Source organism: Pseudomonas sp. TWI628 (genome assembly GCF_039673865.1).
In the GTDB taxonomy this organism is placed as follows: Bacteria; Pseudomonadota; Gammaproteobacteria; order Pseudomonadales; family Pseudomonadaceae; genus Aquipseudomonas.
This window is the reverse complement of record NZ_JBDJMM010000055.1, coordinates 1-16072: the sequence shown is the minus strand read 5'-3', so window position 1 is coordinate 16072 and position 16072 is coordinate 1. Positions and strand designations below refer to the sequence as shown.

Annotated in this window: 16 protein-coding genes and 1 tRNA gene; 10 read left to right on the top strand and 7 right to left on the bottom strand. The window is 60.8% G+C overall.

What is annotated here, in order from left to right:
• Positions 1 to 116: 116 nt before the first annotated feature.
• The 6 genes from ABE528_RS27110 to hemA all read right to left on the bottom strand — a co-directional run bounded on the left by ABE528_RS27110 (position 117) and on the right by hemA (position 5467).
• Entirely contained in the window at positions 117 to 635 is a 519-nt protein-coding gene (locus ABE528_RS27110) for an acyloxyacyl hydrolase (RefSeq protein WP_152956546.1), read from the bottom strand.
• Positions 636 to 741: 106 nt separating this feature from the next.
• Positions 742 to 1539, bottom strand: coding sequence for a glutamate racemase (gene murI / locus ABE528_RS27105; protein ID WP_152956545.1), 798 nt, complete (start codon positions 1537 to 1539; stop codon positions 742 to 744).
• Complete coding sequence (locus ABE528_RS27100; RefSeq protein WP_152956544.1) at positions 1532 to 2287, bottom strand: molybdopterin-synthase adenylyltransferase MoeB; 756 nt, start codon at positions 2285 to 2287, stop codon at positions 1532 to 1534. The genes murI and ABE528_RS27100 overlap by 8 nt, the downstream gene beginning before the upstream one ends.
• Positions 2281 to 3111, bottom strand: a complete 831-nt coding sequence (gene prmC, locus ABE528_RS27095; RefSeq protein WP_346654603.1) for a peptide chain release factor N(5)-glutamine methyltransferase — start codon at positions 3109 to 3111, stop codon at positions 2281 to 2283. The genes ABE528_RS27100 and prmC overlap by 7 nt, the downstream gene beginning before the upstream one ends.
• Positions 3111 to 4193 carry a peptide chain release factor 1 gene (gene prfA, locus ABE528_RS27090; protein ID WP_027918306.1) on the bottom strand — a complete coding sequence of 361 codons (1083 nt, stop codon included), beginning with the start codon at positions 4191 to 4193 and terminating at the stop codon, positions 3111 to 3113. The genes prmC and prfA overlap by 1 nt, the downstream gene beginning before the upstream one ends.
• On the bottom strand, positions 4190 to 5467 hold the full coding sequence (gene hemA, locus ABE528_RS27085) for a glutamyl-tRNA reductase (RefSeq protein ID WP_152956542.1): 1278 nt from the start codon (positions 5465 to 5467) through the stop codon (positions 4190 to 4192). The genes prfA and hemA overlap by 4 nt, the downstream gene beginning before the upstream one ends.
• Positions 5468 to 5909: 442 nt before the next feature.
• On the opposite strand from hemA, the gene ABE528_RS27080 reads away from it, so the two are divergent.
• From ABE528_RS27080 to ychF, 10 genes are all read left to right on the top strand, one after another.
• On the top strand, positions 5910 to 6398 hold the full coding sequence (locus ABE528_RS27080) for a type VI secretion system tube protein Hcp (protein WP_152956541.1): 489 nt from the start codon (positions 5910 to 5912) through the stop codon (positions 6396 to 6398).
• Positions 6399 to 6406: 8 nt separating this feature from the next.
• Positions 6407 to 7381, top strand: coding sequence for a hypothetical protein (locus ABE528_RS27075; RefSeq protein ID WP_346654602.1), 975 nt, complete (start codon positions 6407 to 6409; stop codon positions 7379 to 7381).
• Positions 7382 to 8452: 1071 nt separating this feature from the next.
• Positions 8453 to 10165, top strand: coding sequence for a tetratricopeptide repeat protein (locus ABE528_RS27070; protein WP_346654601.1), 1713 nt, complete (start codon positions 8453 to 8455; stop codon positions 10163 to 10165).
• A 4-nt stretch (positions 10166 to 10169) separates the two neighbouring features.
• A complete protein-coding gene (gene lolB, locus ABE528_RS27065; RefSeq protein ID WP_346654600.1) occupies positions 10170 to 10787 on the top strand; it encodes a lipoprotein insertase outer membrane protein LolB in 618 nt (205 codons plus the stop codon).
• 4 nt (positions 10788 to 10791) lie between these two features.
• The gene (gene ispE / locus ABE528_RS27060; RefSeq protein ID WP_346654599.1) at positions 10792 to 11652 is read left to right on the top strand and encodes a 4-(cytidine 5'-diphospho)-2-C-methyl-D-erythritol kinase; all 861 of its coding nucleotides are present in this window, start codon (positions 10792 to 10794) and stop codon (positions 11650 to 11652) included.
• Positions 11653 to 11672: 20 nt separating this feature from the next.
• A tRNA-Gln gene (locus ABE528_RS27055) sits at positions 11673 to 11747 on the top strand.
• Between the two features lie 48 nt (positions 11748 to 11795).
• A complete protein-coding gene (locus ABE528_RS27050) occupies positions 11796 to 12737 on the top strand; it encodes a ribose-phosphate pyrophosphokinase (protein WP_003247410.1) in 942 nt (313 codons plus the stop codon).
• A 120-nt stretch (positions 12738 to 12857) separates the two neighbouring features.
• On the top strand, positions 12858 to 13451 hold the full coding sequence (locus ABE528_RS27045) for a 50S ribosomal protein L25/general stress protein Ctc (protein WP_346654598.1): 594 nt from the start codon (positions 12858 to 12860) through the stop codon (positions 13449 to 13451).
• Between the two features lie 81 nt (positions 13452 to 13532).
• Complete coding sequence (pth, locus tag ABE528_RS27040) at positions 13533 to 14117, top strand: aminoacyl-tRNA hydrolase (protein ID WP_009686183.1); 585 nt, start codon at positions 13533 to 13535, stop codon at positions 14115 to 14117.
• A 22-nt stretch (positions 14118 to 14139) separates the two neighbouring features.
• On the top strand, positions 14140 to 15240 hold the full coding sequence (ychF, locus tag ABE528_RS27035; RefSeq protein WP_203648000.1) for a redox-regulated ATPase YchF: 1101 nt from the start codon (positions 14140 to 14142) through the stop codon (positions 15238 to 15240).
• A gap of 94 nt (positions 15241 to 15334) precedes the next feature.
• Here ychF and ABE528_RS27030 read toward each other — a convergent pair whose 3' ends face one another.
• On the bottom strand, positions 15335 to 15625 hold the full coding sequence (locus ABE528_RS27030; RefSeq protein WP_232244455.1) for a hypothetical protein: 291 nt from the start codon (positions 15623 to 15625) through the stop codon (positions 15335 to 15337).
• Between the last annotated feature and the right edge of the window lie 447 nt (positions 15626 to 16072).

Sequence of the window (16072 nt, the reverse complement as noted above, 5' to 3'; positions counted from 1 at the left end):
GTGGGGGCTGGAAGTCTTGGCTCTCCCCTGCTTATGGCCTTTGCCTGTTGTAGAATGGCTATTTCTGGCCCGGCCTTTGCGGGGGAAAGCCCGCGAACAGGCCGGTACAGGAATCATCAGAGGGCCATGCGGTAATGCAGGCTGTAGCTCTCGACACCGTCGTTCGGGGTCTGGAGGCCGGCATTGGAATAGTGAATCGCCCTCACCCCGATCTCATGCCCACCGGCAAAACGCAGGCCGAAACCAATCCGGTCTTCGAACTGGAACGCCGAGCCTAGCTTGTTGCTCTCGACCTCGGTATTGGCAAACGCCGCCACACCAATCCCCGCTTCGATATAGGGCTTCACCGAATCGCCGGCGAACTCATAGACGAACACCGGCGCAAACGACAGGCTGTGGTTACTCGAGGTCTCATCACCCTCCCAGTAGGTATAGGCGCCGTCCCAATAGCCAGTCAGCCGGCCGACGCTGGACTGCCACCAGCTCGCATCCCAGTTGGACTGCAGGCCCAGTCGGTAAACCATGGTGGAATCACCGGTCTGCCCCACCGAAAACGATACATCGGCCGCTTGCGCTGCCATCACGTGCCCCAGGGTAAAAGCGGCAACTGCCGCCAAACCGAGCAGTTTCTTCATGGGAAACTTCCTTATTCCTGATGCTGTTATTAGTCTTCGCCTTCTATCAGGCAAATCGGTAGAAATCGGCGATGCAACGATAGTTCAGCTGTATTTCACGTTTTTTTTACAACTGAAAGCTTTGCACACTGCCCGACTTATGCCACAGCACTGGCAGGATTTTTCTCAGGGACTGCGGTTCGGCGCTGGTCCAGAATGCCGCGTCGGCTGCTGGCCCATCGGCCAGCAGGTTGCGCTCGGCCAGCAGGCGCTGCAGTTGGCGCGCCACGGCGGCACCGGTATCGATGATGGCCACATCGGCAGGCACCCTCTCTGCCAGCAGCGGACGCAGGAACGGGTAATGGGTGCAGCCGAGGATCAGCGTGTCGCAGCCCGCGGCCAGCAGCGGCTGCACATAACCCTGCAGCAACTGGCGCAACTGCGGGCTGCCGAGGTCACCGGCTTCGATCAACTCGACCAGCCCTGGGCAAGGCTGGGTGATCACTTGCACGTCGTTGGCGAAACGGTCGAGCAAGGCTGCAAACTTGGCACTCTGCAAGGTGCCCGTGGTGGCCAGCACACCGACCACGCCCGAGCGGGTGGCGGCAGCGGCGGGCTTGACCGCCGGCTCCATGCCAACCAAGGGCCAGTCGGGGTACAACTCGCGCAGGTCGGCAACCGCAGCCACAGTCGCGGTATTGCAGGCCAGGACCATTGCCTTGGCACCTTGTGCCTGGAAGAACTCGGCGATGCGCCGGCAGCGCTGGCGGATGTAGTCCGGGGACTTCTCGCCATAGGGCACATGACCGCAATCGCCCACATAGAGCAGCGACTCGTTGGGCAACAGGCGCTGGATCTCGGCGAGTACCGACAAACCGCCGACCCCCGAGTCCATCACGCCGACCGGCGCCGAACGCTCAGCCATCGCGCTTGCCACACACGGCACAGGCCGGGTCACGCTTGACCCGCAGTTCACGCAGGCGCGTGCCGAGGGCATCGATCAACAGCAGGCGGCCTATCAACGGTTCGCCAAAGCCGGCCAGCAGCTTCATCGCCTCCAGCGCCTGCAGGCTACCCACCAGGCCCACCAGCGGGCCGATCACGCCGGCTTCGCTGCAGGTCAGCTCGTCTTCGCTGCCGTGGCCGTACAGGCAGTGGTAGCAAGGGCTGGAGTCACGGCGCGGGTCGAACACTGACAACTGCCCTTCCAGGCGGATCGCCGCGCCACTCACCAGCGGTTTGCCAGCCGCGAAGCAGGCCGCGTTGACCGCCTCGCGGGTAGCGAAGTTGTCGGAGCAGTCCAGCACCAGGTCGACCGCGGCAACCGCCGCCGCCAGGGAGTCTTCGTCCAGTGCATGGCGGTGGGCGACCAAGGTGATCTCGGGGTTTATCGCCTGCAGCCGCTGCAGCGCCGAATCTACCTTGCTCATGCCGACACTGTCGCTGTCATGGATGACCTGGCGTTGCAGGTTGGTCAGGTCGACGGTGTCGAAGTCGGCCAGGTGCAGCTCACCTACGCCTGCGGCCGCCAGGTACAGCGCCACTGGCGAGCCGAGGCCACCGAGGCCGACGATCAATGCCTTGCTGTGCTTGAGCCGCAGCTGGCCGTCGATGTCTACCTGGGCCAGCAGGATCTGCCGGCTGTAACGCAACAGTTCCTGATCGCTCAGCATGGCAGGCGCCCCAATGAAATACGCTCATGGCCGCCCAGGTCGTTGCGGCTGGCCACCTCGGTGAAGCCTTGCGCGCTCAGCAGGGCACGCACGTCCGCCGCCTGGTCGTAACCGTGCTCGAGCAGCAGCCAGCCACCTGGCACCAGGTGTTCAGGCGCCTGGGCGACAATCACCCGCAGGTCATCGAGGCCATCGGCCCCGGCCACCAGCGCACTGCTGGGCTCGAAACGCACGTCGCCTTCGACCAGGTGCGGGTCTTCGGCGCGGATGTACGGCGGGTTGCTGAGAATCAGGTCGAAACGCTGCCCGGTCAGGCTGCCAAACCAGTGGCTGGCCAGCACCTGGACGTTGCCCAGGCCCAGGCGCTGGCGATTGCGCTCGGCCAGGGCCACGGCCTCTTCGACGCGGTCAACGGCTGTCACCTGCCAGGCCGGGCAGTCGCTGGCCAGGGCCAGGGCGATGGCACCCGTGCCGGTGCCCAGGTCGAGGACTTTGGCTGGCGCTGCGGGCTGCAGCTGCAACGCAGTTTCGACCAGCAGTTCGGTATCCGGGCGCGGAATCAGCGTATGCGGCGCCACTTCCAGATCAAGCTTCCAGAAGCCCTGCTGCCCCAGGATGTAGGCCACCGGCTCGCCGGCACGGCGGCGCTGCAGGTAGCTCGCGTAGGTCTCGGCATCTTCGCTGCTGACGATGCGCTCGGGCCAGGTGTGCAGGAAGCTGCGCGACTTGCCAATGGCAGCGGCGAGCAGCAGTTCGGCGTCCAGGCGTTCGCTGGGCGAGTCTGGCAACTTCGCGTTGCGCAGGAGGCTGGCAATGATGGTCATCAGTCCCCCAGGGCAGCCAGTTGGTCGGCCTGGTATTCGGCCAGCAACGGTTCGATCACGGCCTCCACGCCACCGGCAAGGATGTCGTCGAGGGAGTACAGGGTCAGGTTGATGCGGTGATCGGTCACCCGCCCCTGTGGATAATTGTAGGTACGGATACGTTCGGAGCGGTCACCGGAGCCGACCAGCAGCTTGCGCTCGCTGGCGATGGCGTTCTGCGCGGCGCTGGTCTGCATGTCGTTGAGCTTGGCCGACAACCAGGACATGGCGCGGGCGCGGTTCTTGTGCTGCGAACGCTCTTCCTGGCACTCGACCACGATGCCGGTGGGCAAGTGGGTGATGCGGATCGCCGAGTCGGTCTTGTTCACGTGCTGACCACCGGCGCCCGAGGCGCGGTAGGTGTCGACGCGCAGGTCGGCCGGGTTGATCTCGATTGCCGCTTGCTCGTCGGGCTCGGGCAGCACGGCCACGGTGCAGGCCGAGGTGTGGATACGGCCCTGGGATTCGGTTTCCGGCACACGCTGAACACGGTGCGCGCCGGACTCGAACTTGAGCTTTCCGTACACGTTGTCGCCTTCGACACGGGCAATGATCTCTTTGTAGCCGCCGTGCTCGCCCTCGTTCTCGGAGAGGATTTCCAAGCGCCAGCCGCGCTTCTCGGCGTAGCGCGAGTACATGCGGAACAGGTCGCCAGAGAAGATCGCCGCCTCGTCACCGCCCGTGCCGGCACGGATCTCGAGGAACACGTTACGGCCATCGTTGGGGTCCTTGGGCAGCAGCATGCGCTGCAGGTTGGATTCCAGCTCGACCAGCTGTTCCTTGGCTTCGCGTACTTCTTCGACGGCCATCTCGCGCAGGTCGGGGTCGGCGTCCTTGAGCAGCGCCTGGGCGCCTTCGAGGTCGTCCTGCACCTTGCGCCACTCTTTATAGGCGGCGTACACCGGCTCGACTTCGGCATATTCGCGGGAATAGGCGCGGAAGCGGGTCTGGTCGGATATGACTTCGGCGTCACCCAGCAGCGCGGTGAGTTCCTCGAAGCGGTCCTGGAGAATCTCCAGTTTGTTCAGCAGCGACGCTTTCATTGCGGGGATTTGTCCGTCGAGCCCTCGTTGAGGGCAAAGAGTTCCTGGGCCATGGCCAGCGCATCGAGGCGGCCCTCGGCCGAGAGCTTTTTCAGCTGCACGCTTGGGGCATGCAGGAGTTTGTTGGTCAGGCCCCGGGCCAGTTGCGCCAGTACATCTTCGGGGTTGCCGCCATTGGCCAGCAGGCGCTGGGCCTTTTGCAGTTCTTCGTCACGCAGGCGCTCGCTTTGCTGGCGGTAGGCGCGCAGCACATCGACGGCAGCCAGTTCGCGCAGGCGCAGCATGAAGTCTTCGGCGCCCACCGAAACCAGCTCTTCGGCCGCCTGGGCTGCGCCCTGGCGGCTCTTGAGGTTTTCCGCGACCACTTCATGCAGGTCATCGACGGTGTACAGGTAGACGTCGTCGAGTTCGCCCACTTGCGGCTCGATGTCGCGCGGCACGGCGATATCGACCATGAAGATCGGCTTGTGCCGGCGCTGCTTCAGCGCGCTTTCCACCGCGCCCTTGCCGAGGATCGGCAGCTGGCTGGCGGTGGAACTGATGACGATATCGCTGTTGGCCAGTTCCTGCGGGATGTCGGCCAGCAGCACGGCATGGGCACCGAACTGCTCGGCGAGAATGCTCGCCCGCTCCAGGGTACGGTTGGCGACGACGATACGGCGCACACCTTGTTCATGCAGATGGCGGGCGACCAGGGTGATGGTTTCGCCCGCGCCGATCAGCAGGGCCTGGCTGCGGCCCAGGTCGCTGAAGATCTGCTTGGCCAGGCTGACCGCGGCGAACGCCACGGAAACCGGGTTCTCGCCGATCGCGGTATCGGTGCGCACCTGCTTGGCGGCGCTGAAGGTGGCCTGGAACAGGCGCCCGAGCAGCGGGCCGATGGTGCCGGCCTCGCGCGCCACCGCATAGGCAGACTTCATCTGGCCGAGGATCTGCGGTTCGCCGAGCACCAGCGAGTCGAGCCCGGAGGCCACCCGCATCATGTGCTTCACCGCGTCGTGCTCCTCGTGGACGTAGGCGCTGGCGCGCAGTTCGTCCAGGCTCAGCCGGTGATACTCGGCCAGCCATCGCAGAACGGCGTCGGCGGACAGGTGGTCCTGCTCTATGTAAAGCTCGCTACGGTTGCAGGTCGACAGGATCGCCGCCTCACGGCTGGCGGTCAGTCGGCAGAGCTGCTGCAGGGCGTCTACCAGCTGCTCGGGGGTAAACGCCACGCGCTCGCGTACGTCTACCGAGGCAGTCTTATGGTTGATACCAAGTGCAAGAAAGGCCATGCAAGGTCGCTGGTTGTGACGAGAAGCCGATAATTGTCCTCTTTCGCAGGTTTTAGAACAACCACCGTTCGCTATTGTCGTGATAGGCCCGACCGGACCGGCCCTCGTGAGGCCCTCTCCACGGGCGAGGCAAGCACGAAACCGTTGGGAGCGGGCATGCCCGCGAAGAGGCCGGAGCAGGCAAAGCCAATTTCTCATGCCCCTCACCAGGCTGCTCACCCCGAGCGACTGCACAGCCGACGGGTAATAATTCCTACAAAAAACACCTGTCAATGAAACTTCTCGACACATTCAGACCGAAGTTATCCACAATCTTGTAGTCCATTTCCCAAATAGATGTCCCTCTGTTGCCTTCCCCGATATTGCTGCCTAGCCTTGCCAATCACTGGGCCAAGTTCCCAGCCAGTCATTCATTCCGACTGATTGCCAAGGAGAGGTAAGCATGGCATTTGACGCATATATACAAATCGACGAAATCCCAGGTGAAGCCCTGGATGAAAAATACAACAAATGGATTGAAGTCACTGGCTACGATTTTGGCGTCAGCCAAAGTACCTCAGCCACTGCAAGTTCCGCCGGAGGCGCCACCTCGGGCCGCACCGCCGTCAGCAACTTCAGATTCACCAAGTTGCTCGACAGTGCCAGCTGCAAACTCATGGAAGCCAGTTGTGCAGGCTTACATCTCAAGGAAGTGAAACTCGCACTGTGTCGCGCGGGCGGTGACAAGCTCAAGTATTACGAGGTCATTCTCGAAGAAGTGATCATTGCCGATTACACACAGAGCGCGGCCGACGGTGTGCCGGTCGAGGTAGTACAACTCGATTACGGCCGAATCAAGACCACCTATACCCAGCAGAAACGCATCGACGGCTCCGGCGGCGGCAACATTGCTGGCGGGTGGGACCGCATCGGCAACAAGAAATACGCGTAAGGAGCCCCATGACCGAAGCCCGCGCGTTCATCAACCCCAAAATGCAGAACTACCACACACTCAAGGCAGGCCTTGCGCTTGGCGGGCATTCGGCCAGCAAGTTCGACGTTCTGAATGCTCACATCTACAACAATGTGGTCAGGAGCGGCGAACTGGTCATTGTCGGCGACTGGTCGACGCCCTCGTGTACCAGCCAGGAGGCGTATCTGATGGCGAAGGCTGCCAAGGCGCATATGGGACTGATGCGCAGCGGGCAAGGTGCCGATGAGTTTTTTCTGGATAATTTCGAGTTGCTGAAAAGCCTGCTCGCCCATGCATCCATGGGTGCGGGCGTGGTCAGTGATGGTTGGAGCAGGCACCTGAAGGCCATTCAGGACACGCTACTGGAAATTGAAAAGCTGTATCAGGGGCATATGAGTTCAGGAACGCTCAGGGCTCACGAACAATTCTATGCCAGACGTGCGGCGCTGTTCGCCAAGCTGGATGGGCAGTTGAGCAAAATAGCGGCGCTTGGTGCTAGCTTGCGAAACAAAGGGTCAATCAAGAAAACGCTTGGCCTTTCTACCAAAAGCTATTTGCATACAGGGGAAGTTGCGGGATATGCGAATAAGGTTGCCGGGGTTGCCAAAGCTGCCAACCTAGTAAAAAAAGGGACCTACATAGGCATTGCACTAGAAGTTGCAGCTACCGGCCTGGAAATTCAAAGAGCATGCACATTGGGACGCGAAGACGCCTGCAGAGAAGCAAGTTATATTGAAAGTACTTCTTTGGCCGGCAGCCTTGGCGGCTCGACCGGCGGAGCAGCGCTAGGCGGCTACGCGCTTGCTCAATTATGTCTTGCTATTGGCGTACCAACAGGCGGCGTTGGAGCGCTTTCTTGCGGTGTTATTGGAGGAGCAGCAGGAGGAATGATAGGTGGCGAGCTCGGAAAAATTCTGGGAAAAAAGACAGGCGAGTTTCTATATGAGGCATTGGAGAAATGACAAACCCACTATGGGCAATAGCAGGTCTACTCACAATAACCTCACTGCTGATCAACACTTTCGCACTGACCTACATAGCCCATAAAAAAATTGAAGAAATAGAATTACTCTTAAATAATTGCGACTTCGTCAAAGGCAATACTGCCATTTACTCACACGCAGGATTACCTGGAAAGGCAATACGACTCTGCATGATAGCCGGCATGTTATCAACTCCAATCTTCTACATCCGCCGAAAACTGGCAAACCCCAGTGATATAAAAAACTTCCCACGCAGGACGAGACAAATACTATTATTCTTTTGGTATTACCTCTTAACATCAACCCTTTCACTGATCATACTCGGCAGCATTGTGAAATACCTCGACCCACAGTAGAGAATCATTACTAACCCATCCACTTATCTGTTCTTCAACATCGCATACAGGCTCAGAGAATAATGACAAAACCAAGGTACGAAGGGTACCGAACCTTGACCTCACTCCGCCGCCCCTGTCAGCACGCCCAAGCTGTAAACCAAAATCCTTGCAAATGGAAATGAACGCCACCATGGATCCGCGGATAATAGGAGCTTTAATAATCATCCCCATTCCACTCATACTCTTAGCACAGTGCTACGTTGCTCATAAGCACACCGAGTTTTTTGAGTCGCTTCTACCAAACTGCAAGTACATCATAGACAACAGAAACATCTACAAGCACGCTGGGCTACCAGGAAAGTTAATACGCACTGGCTCCATATCGGTAGTATTGGCAATCCCCAAATTGTTCATATGGCGAGGGCTCGCTAACGCGGAGGAGGTCAAGGCTTTCCCCGCAAAGCATCGATGCATTCTTCTTTGTCTGCTGACTTTGCATCTGACGCTGCTATCAGCGCTCGTGCTTTCCCACTTCCTGTTTCCAACTCAATAACCGAATCAACGGGGCGATCTATACCGCCGAACCTATCGCCCCACACCGTTGTCCGACGCTTGCACCACCATGCTGTAAACCACGACCTTCGCAGGTGGGTTTGCCCCCGCGCTTGTGTCATCATGCTCCGACCGCCGGTTAGTCTTTTTAAGCCTCTCTATGAACAGACCCTACGCATTGCTGCTTGCCTTCGCCCTGCTCCAGGGCTGCCAGAGCCTGGCCCCGCAAAAGGCCGAGCCTCCCGCCGCCGAGGCCGAGGTGAAGAAGCCCGTGGTGTATGGGTCGTTCACGCAAGACACCCTTTATAGCCTGCTGGTGGCCGAGCTGGCCGGCCAGCGCAACCGCTTCGACATCGCCCTGGCCAACTACACCGACCAGGCCGAGAAGACCCAGGACCCAGGCGTCTCCGAACGCGCCTACCGGATTGCCGAATACCTGGGCGCCGACGAGCCGGCCTTGGACAACGCGCTGATCTGGGCCAAGAACGACCCGGAGAACCTCGACGCTCAACGTGCCGCTGCCATCCAGCTGGCCCGCGCCGGCCGCTACGACGACTCCATGACCTATATGGAGAAGGTGCTGCAGGGCCAGGGTGACACCCACTTCGACTTCCTCGCCCTGTCCGCCGCCGAAACCGACCAGAGCACCCGCGACGGCCTGATGCAGAGCTTCGACCGCCTGCTGGTCAAATACCCGAACAACAGCCAACTGGTGTTCGGCAAGGCGCTGCTGCTTAACCAGGACGGCAAGTCCCAGGAAGCCCTCGACCTACTCGAAGCGCACCCGGCACAGAATGGCGAAATCGCCCCGATCCTGTTGCGCGCCCGCCTGCTCCAGGCCCTGGACCGCGGCCCGGAAGCGCTGCCGTTGCTGCGCGGGGCGATCCGGGACAACCCGGACGACAAGCGCCTGCGCCTGACCTACGCGCGTACCCTGGTCGAACAGGACCGCATGGCCGACGCCAAGGCCGAATTCCTCAGCCTGGTCCAGCAGTACCCGGATGACGACGAATCGCGTTACTCCCTGGCCCTGGTGTGCCTGGAGATGAAGGACTGGGACGAAGCCGAGGTCTACCTGCGCGAGCTGATCGAGCGCGACAGCAACGTCGACGCCGCCCACCTCAACCTGGGCCGCATCGCCGAGGAGCGCCACGACCCGGCCGGCGCCCTGCGCGAATACGCCCTGGTCGGCAACGGCCCGGACTACCTGCCGGCGCAACTGCGCCAGGCCGACATCCTCATCGCCAACGGCCGCGGCACCGAGGCTTCGCGCCTGCTCGCCGAGGCCCGCGAGGCGCAGCCAGACTACGCCGTGCAGCTGTACCTGATCGAATCGGAAAGCTACAGCAACAACAACAAGGACGCCCAGGCCGACCAGGTGCTGCAGCAAGCCCTCAACCGCTACCCGGACGACCTCAACCTGCTTTATACCCGCGCCATGCTCGCCGAAAAACGCGATGACCTGCCGCTGATGGAAAAAGACCTGCGCGCCATCATCGCCCGCGAGCCAGACAACGCCATGGCGCTGAACGCCCTCGGCTACACCCTGGCCGACCGCACCTCCCGCTACGACGAAGCCAAGGCACTGATCGACAAGGCCCACCAGCTGACCCCGGACGACCCGGCCGTGCTCGACAGCATGGGCTGGATCAACTACCGCCTGGGCCACCTCGACGAGGCTGAAACCTACCTGCGCCAGGCCTTTGCCCGCTTCCCCGACCACGAAGTGGCCGCCCATCTGGGCGAAGTGCTGTGGGCCAACGGCAAGCGCCGCGAAGCCCGCCAGGTCTGGGCCAAGGGCTTCGAAGCCCAGGCCGACAGCCCCATCCTGCGCAAGACCATCCTGCGCCTGACCGGATCCGAGACCCTTTAACGCCATGTTTCTGCGCCATTGCATCACCTTCACCCTGATCGCCCTGCTGGCCGGCTGTGCCGGCTTCGGGAGCCGCGAGGCCCTGCAGGGCCACGGCGACCCACAGCAGTGGCGCGCCCATAAAGAGCAGTTGAGCAGCCTCGATGGCTGGCAGATCAACGGCAAGGTCGGCATCCGCGCCCCGCGCGACTCCGGCAGCGGCACGCTGTTCTGGCTGCAACGCCAGGACTACTACGACATCCGCCTGGCCGGCCCGCTCGGCCGCGGCGCGGCTCGCCTGACCGGCCGCCCTGGTGGCGTGGTACTGGAAGTGGCCAACCAGGGCCGCTATGAAGCCACCAGCCCCGAAGCCCTGCTGGAAGAACAGCTTGGCTGGCAGCTGCCGGTCTCGCACCTGGTCTGGTGGGTTCGCGGCCTGCCCGCCCCCGACAGCAAGAGCAAGCTGACCCTGGATGGCGACAGCCGCCTGGCCAGCCTCGACCAGGATGGCTGGCAGGTGCAGTACCTGAGCTACACCGAGCAGAACGGTTACTGGCTGCCCGAGCGCATGAAGCTGCATGGCAAAGACCTCGACGTGACGCTGGTGGTCAAGGACTGGCAGCCACGCCAGCTGGGGCACTGATCGTATGCCCACGCTTACCCTGCCCGCCCCGGCCAAGCTCAACCTGTGGCTGCACATCATCGGTCGCCGCCCCGATGGCTACCACGAGCTGGAAACCGTGTTTCAGTTTCTCGACCATGGCGACGAGTTGAGCTTCGCCGTGCGCGAAGACGGCGTGATCCGCCTGAATACCGAAATCGAAGCCGTGCCCCACGACAGCAACCTGATCGTGCGCGCCGCGCGTAAATTGCAGGAGCAATCCGGCACCCGCCTGGGCGCCGACATCTGGCTGACCAAGGTGCTGCCCATGGGCGGCGGCATCGGCGGTGGCAGCTCGGATGCGGCGACCACGCTGCTGGCGCTGGCACACCTGTGGCAGCTGGACTGGGACGAAGACCGCCTGGCCGCGCTGGGCCTGAGCCTGGGCGCCGACGTACCGGTGTTCGTCCGTGGCCATGCCGCTTTTGCCCAGGGCGTTGGCGAGCAACTGACTCCGGTCGACCCCGAAGAGCCGTGGTATGTCGTACTGGTGCCGCAAGTATCTGTCAGCACAGTAGAAATTTTTTCACATCCACAGTTGACACGTGATTCCCTCCCCCTTAAGATGCGCCCCGTTCCCAAGGGAAACAGTCGAAATGACTGCCAACCGGTGGTAGAGCAGAGTTACCCAGAAGTTCGCAACGCGCTGAATTCACTGGGGAAATTCACAGAGGCTCGACTTACCGGCACTGGAAGTTGTGTGTTTGGGGCCTTCCCAAGCAAAGCCGAAGCTGATAAAGTTCTGGCCCTTCTTTCAGCGACCCAAACAGGGTTTGTGGCGAAAGGAAGCAATATTTCGATGTTGCATCGCAAGCTGCAAAGTCTGGTCAAGAAGTCGAGCGCATAAGCGTTCGCAGCAACAGATACAGGGGCGTCGCCAAGCGGTAAGGCAGCAGGTTTTGATCCTGCCATGCGTTGGTTCGAATCCAGCCGCCCCTGCCATTTTCCTTATACTCATCCAGGTATACCCTCAGCCTTCAGGTACTGCGCGTGTCCAAGATGATGGTCTTTACGGGGAACGCTAACCCCGATCTGGCTCGGCGTGTCGTACGTCAGCTGCATATCCCTCTCGGTGACGTCTCTGTCGGTAAGTTCTCCGACGGCGAGATCAGCACTGAGATCAATGAAAATGTTCGCGGTAAAGACGTTTTCATTATCCAGCCGACCTGTGCCCCGACCAACGATAACCTGATGGAACTGGTAGTGATGGCCGACGCCTTCCGCCGCTCCTCAGCATCCCGAATCACCGCCGTGATTCCTTACTTCGGATATGCCCGCCAGGACCGCCGTCCGCGTTCGGCACGTGTAGCCATCAGCGCCAAAGTCGTTGCTGACATGCTCACTGTCGTGGGTATCGACCGTGTTCTCACCGTCGACCTGCACGCTGACCAGATCCAAGGCTTCTTCGATATTCCAGTCGACAACATCTACGGCTCGCCCGTACTGGTCGACGACATCGAAGACCAGCGTTTCGAGAACCTGATGATCGTTTCCCCGGACATCGGTGGCGTTGTGCGCGCACGCGCCGTTGCCAAGTCCCTGGGCGTCGACCTCGGTATCATCGACAAACGCCGCGAAAAGGCTAACCACTCCGAGGTTATGCACATCATCGGCGACGTCGAAGGGCGCACCTGCATCCTGGTAGACGACATGGTCGACACCGCCGGCACCCTGTGCCACGCGGCCAAAGCCCTGAAAGAACACGGCGCTGCCAAGGTTTACGCCTACTGCACGCACCCTGTCCTGTCGGGCCGCGCGATCGAGAACATCGAGAAGTCGGTACTGGACGAGCTGGTGGTGACCAACACCGTTCCGCTGTCCGCCGCTGCTCAAGCCTGTGACCGTATCCGCCAGCTGGATATCGCACCGGTTGTCGCTGAAGCGGTCCGCCGCATCAGCAACGAAGAATCGATCAGTGCGATGTTCCGCTAAGCGGAACACGTGTTGATATGAAGCGCCCCGCCCCAGCACTTGTTGGGGCGGGGCTTTTTTGCCATCCCCGTCTGGCGCTGGTCGCAAACGCCTTACGGGAGGCTATTTTGGAGAAGCAAAATGACTGATTTCATCCTGAACGCCCAAGCGCGTACTGACCTGGGGAAAGGTGCGAGCCGCCGCCTGCGTCACTCGCTGAGCATCCCAGCCGTTGTTTACGGTGGCGATAAAGAAGCCCAATCCCTGACCATCGTGGCCAAGGAAATCGCCAAGCTGTTCGAAAACGAAGCTGCCTTCAGCCACGTTATCGAACTGAACGTTGACGGCACCAAGCAGAACGTCGTGGTCAAGGCCATGCAGCGCCACCCAGCCAAAGGCTTCATCATGCACGCCGACTTCGTTCGCGTTGTTGCTGGCCAGAAGCTGACCGCCAAGGTTCCAGTTCACTTCGTTGGCGAAGAAGCCCCGATCAAGAAAGGCGGCGAAATCTCGCACGTTGTTTCCGAGATCGAAGTTTCCTGCGAAGCCAAAGACCTGCCTGAGTTCATCGAAGTGGACCTGAGCAAGGCTGAAGTCGGCGCCATCATCCACCTGTCGGACCTGAAAGCTCCGAAAGGCGTAGAGTTCGTAGCTCTGGCCCACGGTGATGACAAAGCTGTTGCCAACGTTCACGCTCCACGCGTTGCTCCAGAAGCTGAAGGCGCTGCCGAGTAATCCACTCGCGCGCCGGTGTTGATCGGGTTACAGTGCGCCCCGCGCCCTGTAACCCACCAACTCCAAGGAAGAGCCCCTGACGTGACCGCCATCCAGTTGATCGTTGGCCTGGGTAACCCCGGCCCCGAATACGAACAGACCCGGCATAACGCAGGGGCTCTTTTCGTTGAACGCATTGCCAGCGCCCAGCGTGTATCGCTGACCGCTGACAAAAAATATTTCGGCCTGACGGCTAAGTTCAGCCATCAGGGCAACGACGTTCGTTTGTTGATCCCCACCACCTACATGAACCGTAGCGGCCAGGCCGTGGCGGCATTGGCCAATTTCTTCCGCATCAAGCCGGAAGCGATCCTGGTGGCACACGACGAACTCGACCTGCCTCCGGGCGTTGCCAAGCTCAAGCGCGGCGGCGGCCATGGGGGGCACAACGGCCTGCGCGACATCATCGCGCAGCTCGGCAACCAGAACGACTTCCACCGCCTGCGGCTTGGCATTGGCCACCCGGGTGACGCCAAACTGGTCTCCAACTTCGTCCTGGGCCGCGCGCCGCGCGCCGAGCAGGAGAAGCTCGACGCCAGCATCGATTTTGCCCTCGGCGTGCTGCCGGACGTGCTGGCTGGCGATTTCGCCAAGGCCATGCGCGAGCTGCACAGCCAGAAGGCCTGATTTCCTAGAGAGGGGAATACCCATGGGTTTCAATTGCGGCATCGTCGGCCTGCCCAACGTCGGCAAGTCCACCCTGTTCAACGCCCTGACCAAGTCTGGCATCGCGGCGGAGAACTTCCCTTTCTGCACCATCGAGCCAAACAGCGGCATCGTGCCGATGCCCGATGCGCGCCTGGCGGCGCTGGCGGAAATCGTCAAGCCTAACCGCATCCTGCCGACCACCATGGAATTCGTCGACATCGCAGGCCTGGTGGCCGGTGCGTCGAAAGGCGAAGGCCTGGGCAACAAGTTCCTCGCCAACATCCGCGAGACCGACGCCATCGCCCATGTGGTGCGCTGCTTCGAAGACGAGAACGTGATCCACGTTTCCAACAGCGTCGACCCCAAGCGCGACATCGAGATCATCGACCTCGAACTGATCTTCGCCGACCTCGACAGCTGCGAGAAGCAACTGCAGAAGGTTGCCCGCAACGCCAAGGGCGGCGACAAGGATGCCCTGGCACAGAAGGCGATCCTGGAAAAGCTGATCCCGCACTTCACCGAAGGCAAGCCTGCGCGCAGCCTGATGAAGAACATGGCTGACGACGAGAAGGCCGTTATCCGTGGCTTCCACCTGCTGACCAGCAAGCCGGTGATGTACATCGCCAACGTTGCCGAAGACGGCTTCGACAACAACCCGCACCTGGACGTGGTCAAGGCCATTGCCGAGGAAGAAGGCGCGGTCGTGGTACCGGTATGCAACAAGATCGAAGCGGAAATCGCCGAGCTGGATGACGGCGAAGAAAAAGACATGTTCCTTGAGGCCCTGGGCCTTGAAGAGCCTGGCCTGAACCGCGTGATCCGCGCCGGTTACGAGCTGCTCAACCTGCAGACCTACTTCACTGCCGGCGTGCAGGAAGTGCGCGCCTGGACCGTACGCGTCGGCGCCACCGCCCCGCAGGCCGCTGGCGTGATCCACACCGACTTCGAAAAAGGCTTCATCCGCGCCGAAGTGGTCGCCTATGACGACTTCATCCAGTTCAAGGGTGAAGGCGGTGCCAAGGAAGCCGGTAAATGGCGCCTGGAAGGCAAGGACTACATCGTCAAGGACGGTGATGTGATGCACTTCCGCTTCAACGTCTAAGCGGCTGTCTGCAGTACTGGAAAACCCCTTGAGGCCCATGGCTTCAAGGGGTTTTGTTTTGTGGGGCACACATGCCATTCGACAGCGTCCGGCATTAATGCCAGGTGATCTCCCCCGCCTCCCGAGTCAGTACCAATTCAGCCAACGCCCTCCCCATCTGCACGTTATGCACACTGTTGACCAGCATGCCGATACCCGGCTCGCCAGCATTGCCGCAGATGTATTCGTCGAGGGTGTCTTCAATTCCGCGTAGTAACTGAATGACATAGAGCAATGCCTCGGGTGAGGGCATGTCTTTGTTGATGGTGTAGAACGGCTGGGAAAGCACTTTGGCGGGTGGATCAGGAACAAGTTTTTTCATAATTTCTCTCTCGTTTGTTTGCATGGGCTACCTTCCCTTTCCCTCTCACAGGATTAGGCGGCAGCTGTACGCGGGGTGAGAGACCGGCCAAACAAGAGCGAAAACCGGCCAGGCACGGGGCCTGCCCGCGCACAGCTACCATGACGGCAATCTCTTGGTTGTAAGCGGGCTCTCACACCCGGTCGTCAAACCGCGACGACCCGGGGAAATTAGCCCTGATGCTCTACATCCACAACAGAGAAACGGCAGCGGCGTGCGTAGGATAATTCCCAAGCTATCTTGAACTGAAGCATTTGGTTTCAGGTTAGGAATTGTCTTACACCTGATGGATTGCCGGGGCTGCTTTGCAGCCCTTTCCGAACGAGGGTGTCAGAAATTTTGTGTTCGGGCATAACATGAGTAAGAGGTGCATGTATGCCAACCAAAAAGAAACCCTTGCGTGACCTGCCCAAAATCCCCAAAGAGCTGCTG

Coding starts and splice junctions, on each gene's coding strand:
- ABE528_RS27110 (WP_152956546.1), bottom strand. CDS start 635: ATGAAGAAACTGCTCGGTTTGGCGGCAGTTGCCGCTTTTACCCTGGGG.
- murI (WP_152956545.1), bottom strand. CDS start 1,539: ATGGCTGAGCGTTCGGCGCCGGTCGGCGTGATGGACTCGGGGGTCGGC.
- ABE528_RS27100 (WP_152956544.1), bottom strand. CDS start 2,287: ATGCTGAGCGATCAGGAACTGTTGCGTTACAGCCGGCAGATCCTGCTG.
- prmC (WP_346654603.1), bottom strand. CDS start 3,111: ATGACCATCATTGCCAGCCTCCTGCGCAACGCGAAGTTGCCAGACTCG.
- prfA (WP_027918306.1), bottom strand. CDS start 4,193: ATGAAAGCGTCGCTGCTGAACAAACTGGAGATTCTCCAGGACCGCTTC.
- hemA (WP_152956542.1), bottom strand. CDS start 5,467: ATGGCCTTTCTTGCACTTGGTATCAACCATAAGACTGCCTCGGTAGAC.
- ABE528_RS27080 (WP_152956541.1), top strand. CDS start 5,910: ATGGCATTTGACGCATATATACAAATCGACGAAATCCCAGGTGAAGCC.
- ABE528_RS27075 (WP_346654602.1), top strand. CDS start 6,407: ATGACCGAAGCCCGCGCGTTCATCAACCCCAAAATGCAGAACTACCAC.
- ABE528_RS27070 (WP_346654601.1), top strand. CDS start 8,453: ATGAACAGACCCTACGCATTGCTGCTTGCCTTCGCCCTGCTCCAGGGC.
- lolB (WP_346654600.1), top strand. CDS start 10,170: ATGTTTCTGCGCCATTGCATCACCTTCACCCTGATCGCCCTGCTGGCC.
- ispE (WP_346654599.1), top strand. CDS start 10,792: ATGCCCACGCTTACCCTGCCCGCCCCGGCCAAGCTCAACCTGTGGCTG.
- ABE528_RS27045 (WP_346654598.1), top strand. CDS start 12,858: ATGACTGATTTCATCCTGAACGCCCAAGCGCGTACTGACCTGGGGAAA.
- ychF (WP_203648000.1), top strand. CDS start 14,140: ATGGGTTTCAATTGCGGCATCGTCGGCCTGCCCAACGTCGGCAAGTCC.
- ABE528_RS27030 (WP_232244455.1), bottom strand. CDS start 15,625: ATGCAAACAAACGAGAGAGAAATTATGAAAAAACTTGTTCCTGATCCA.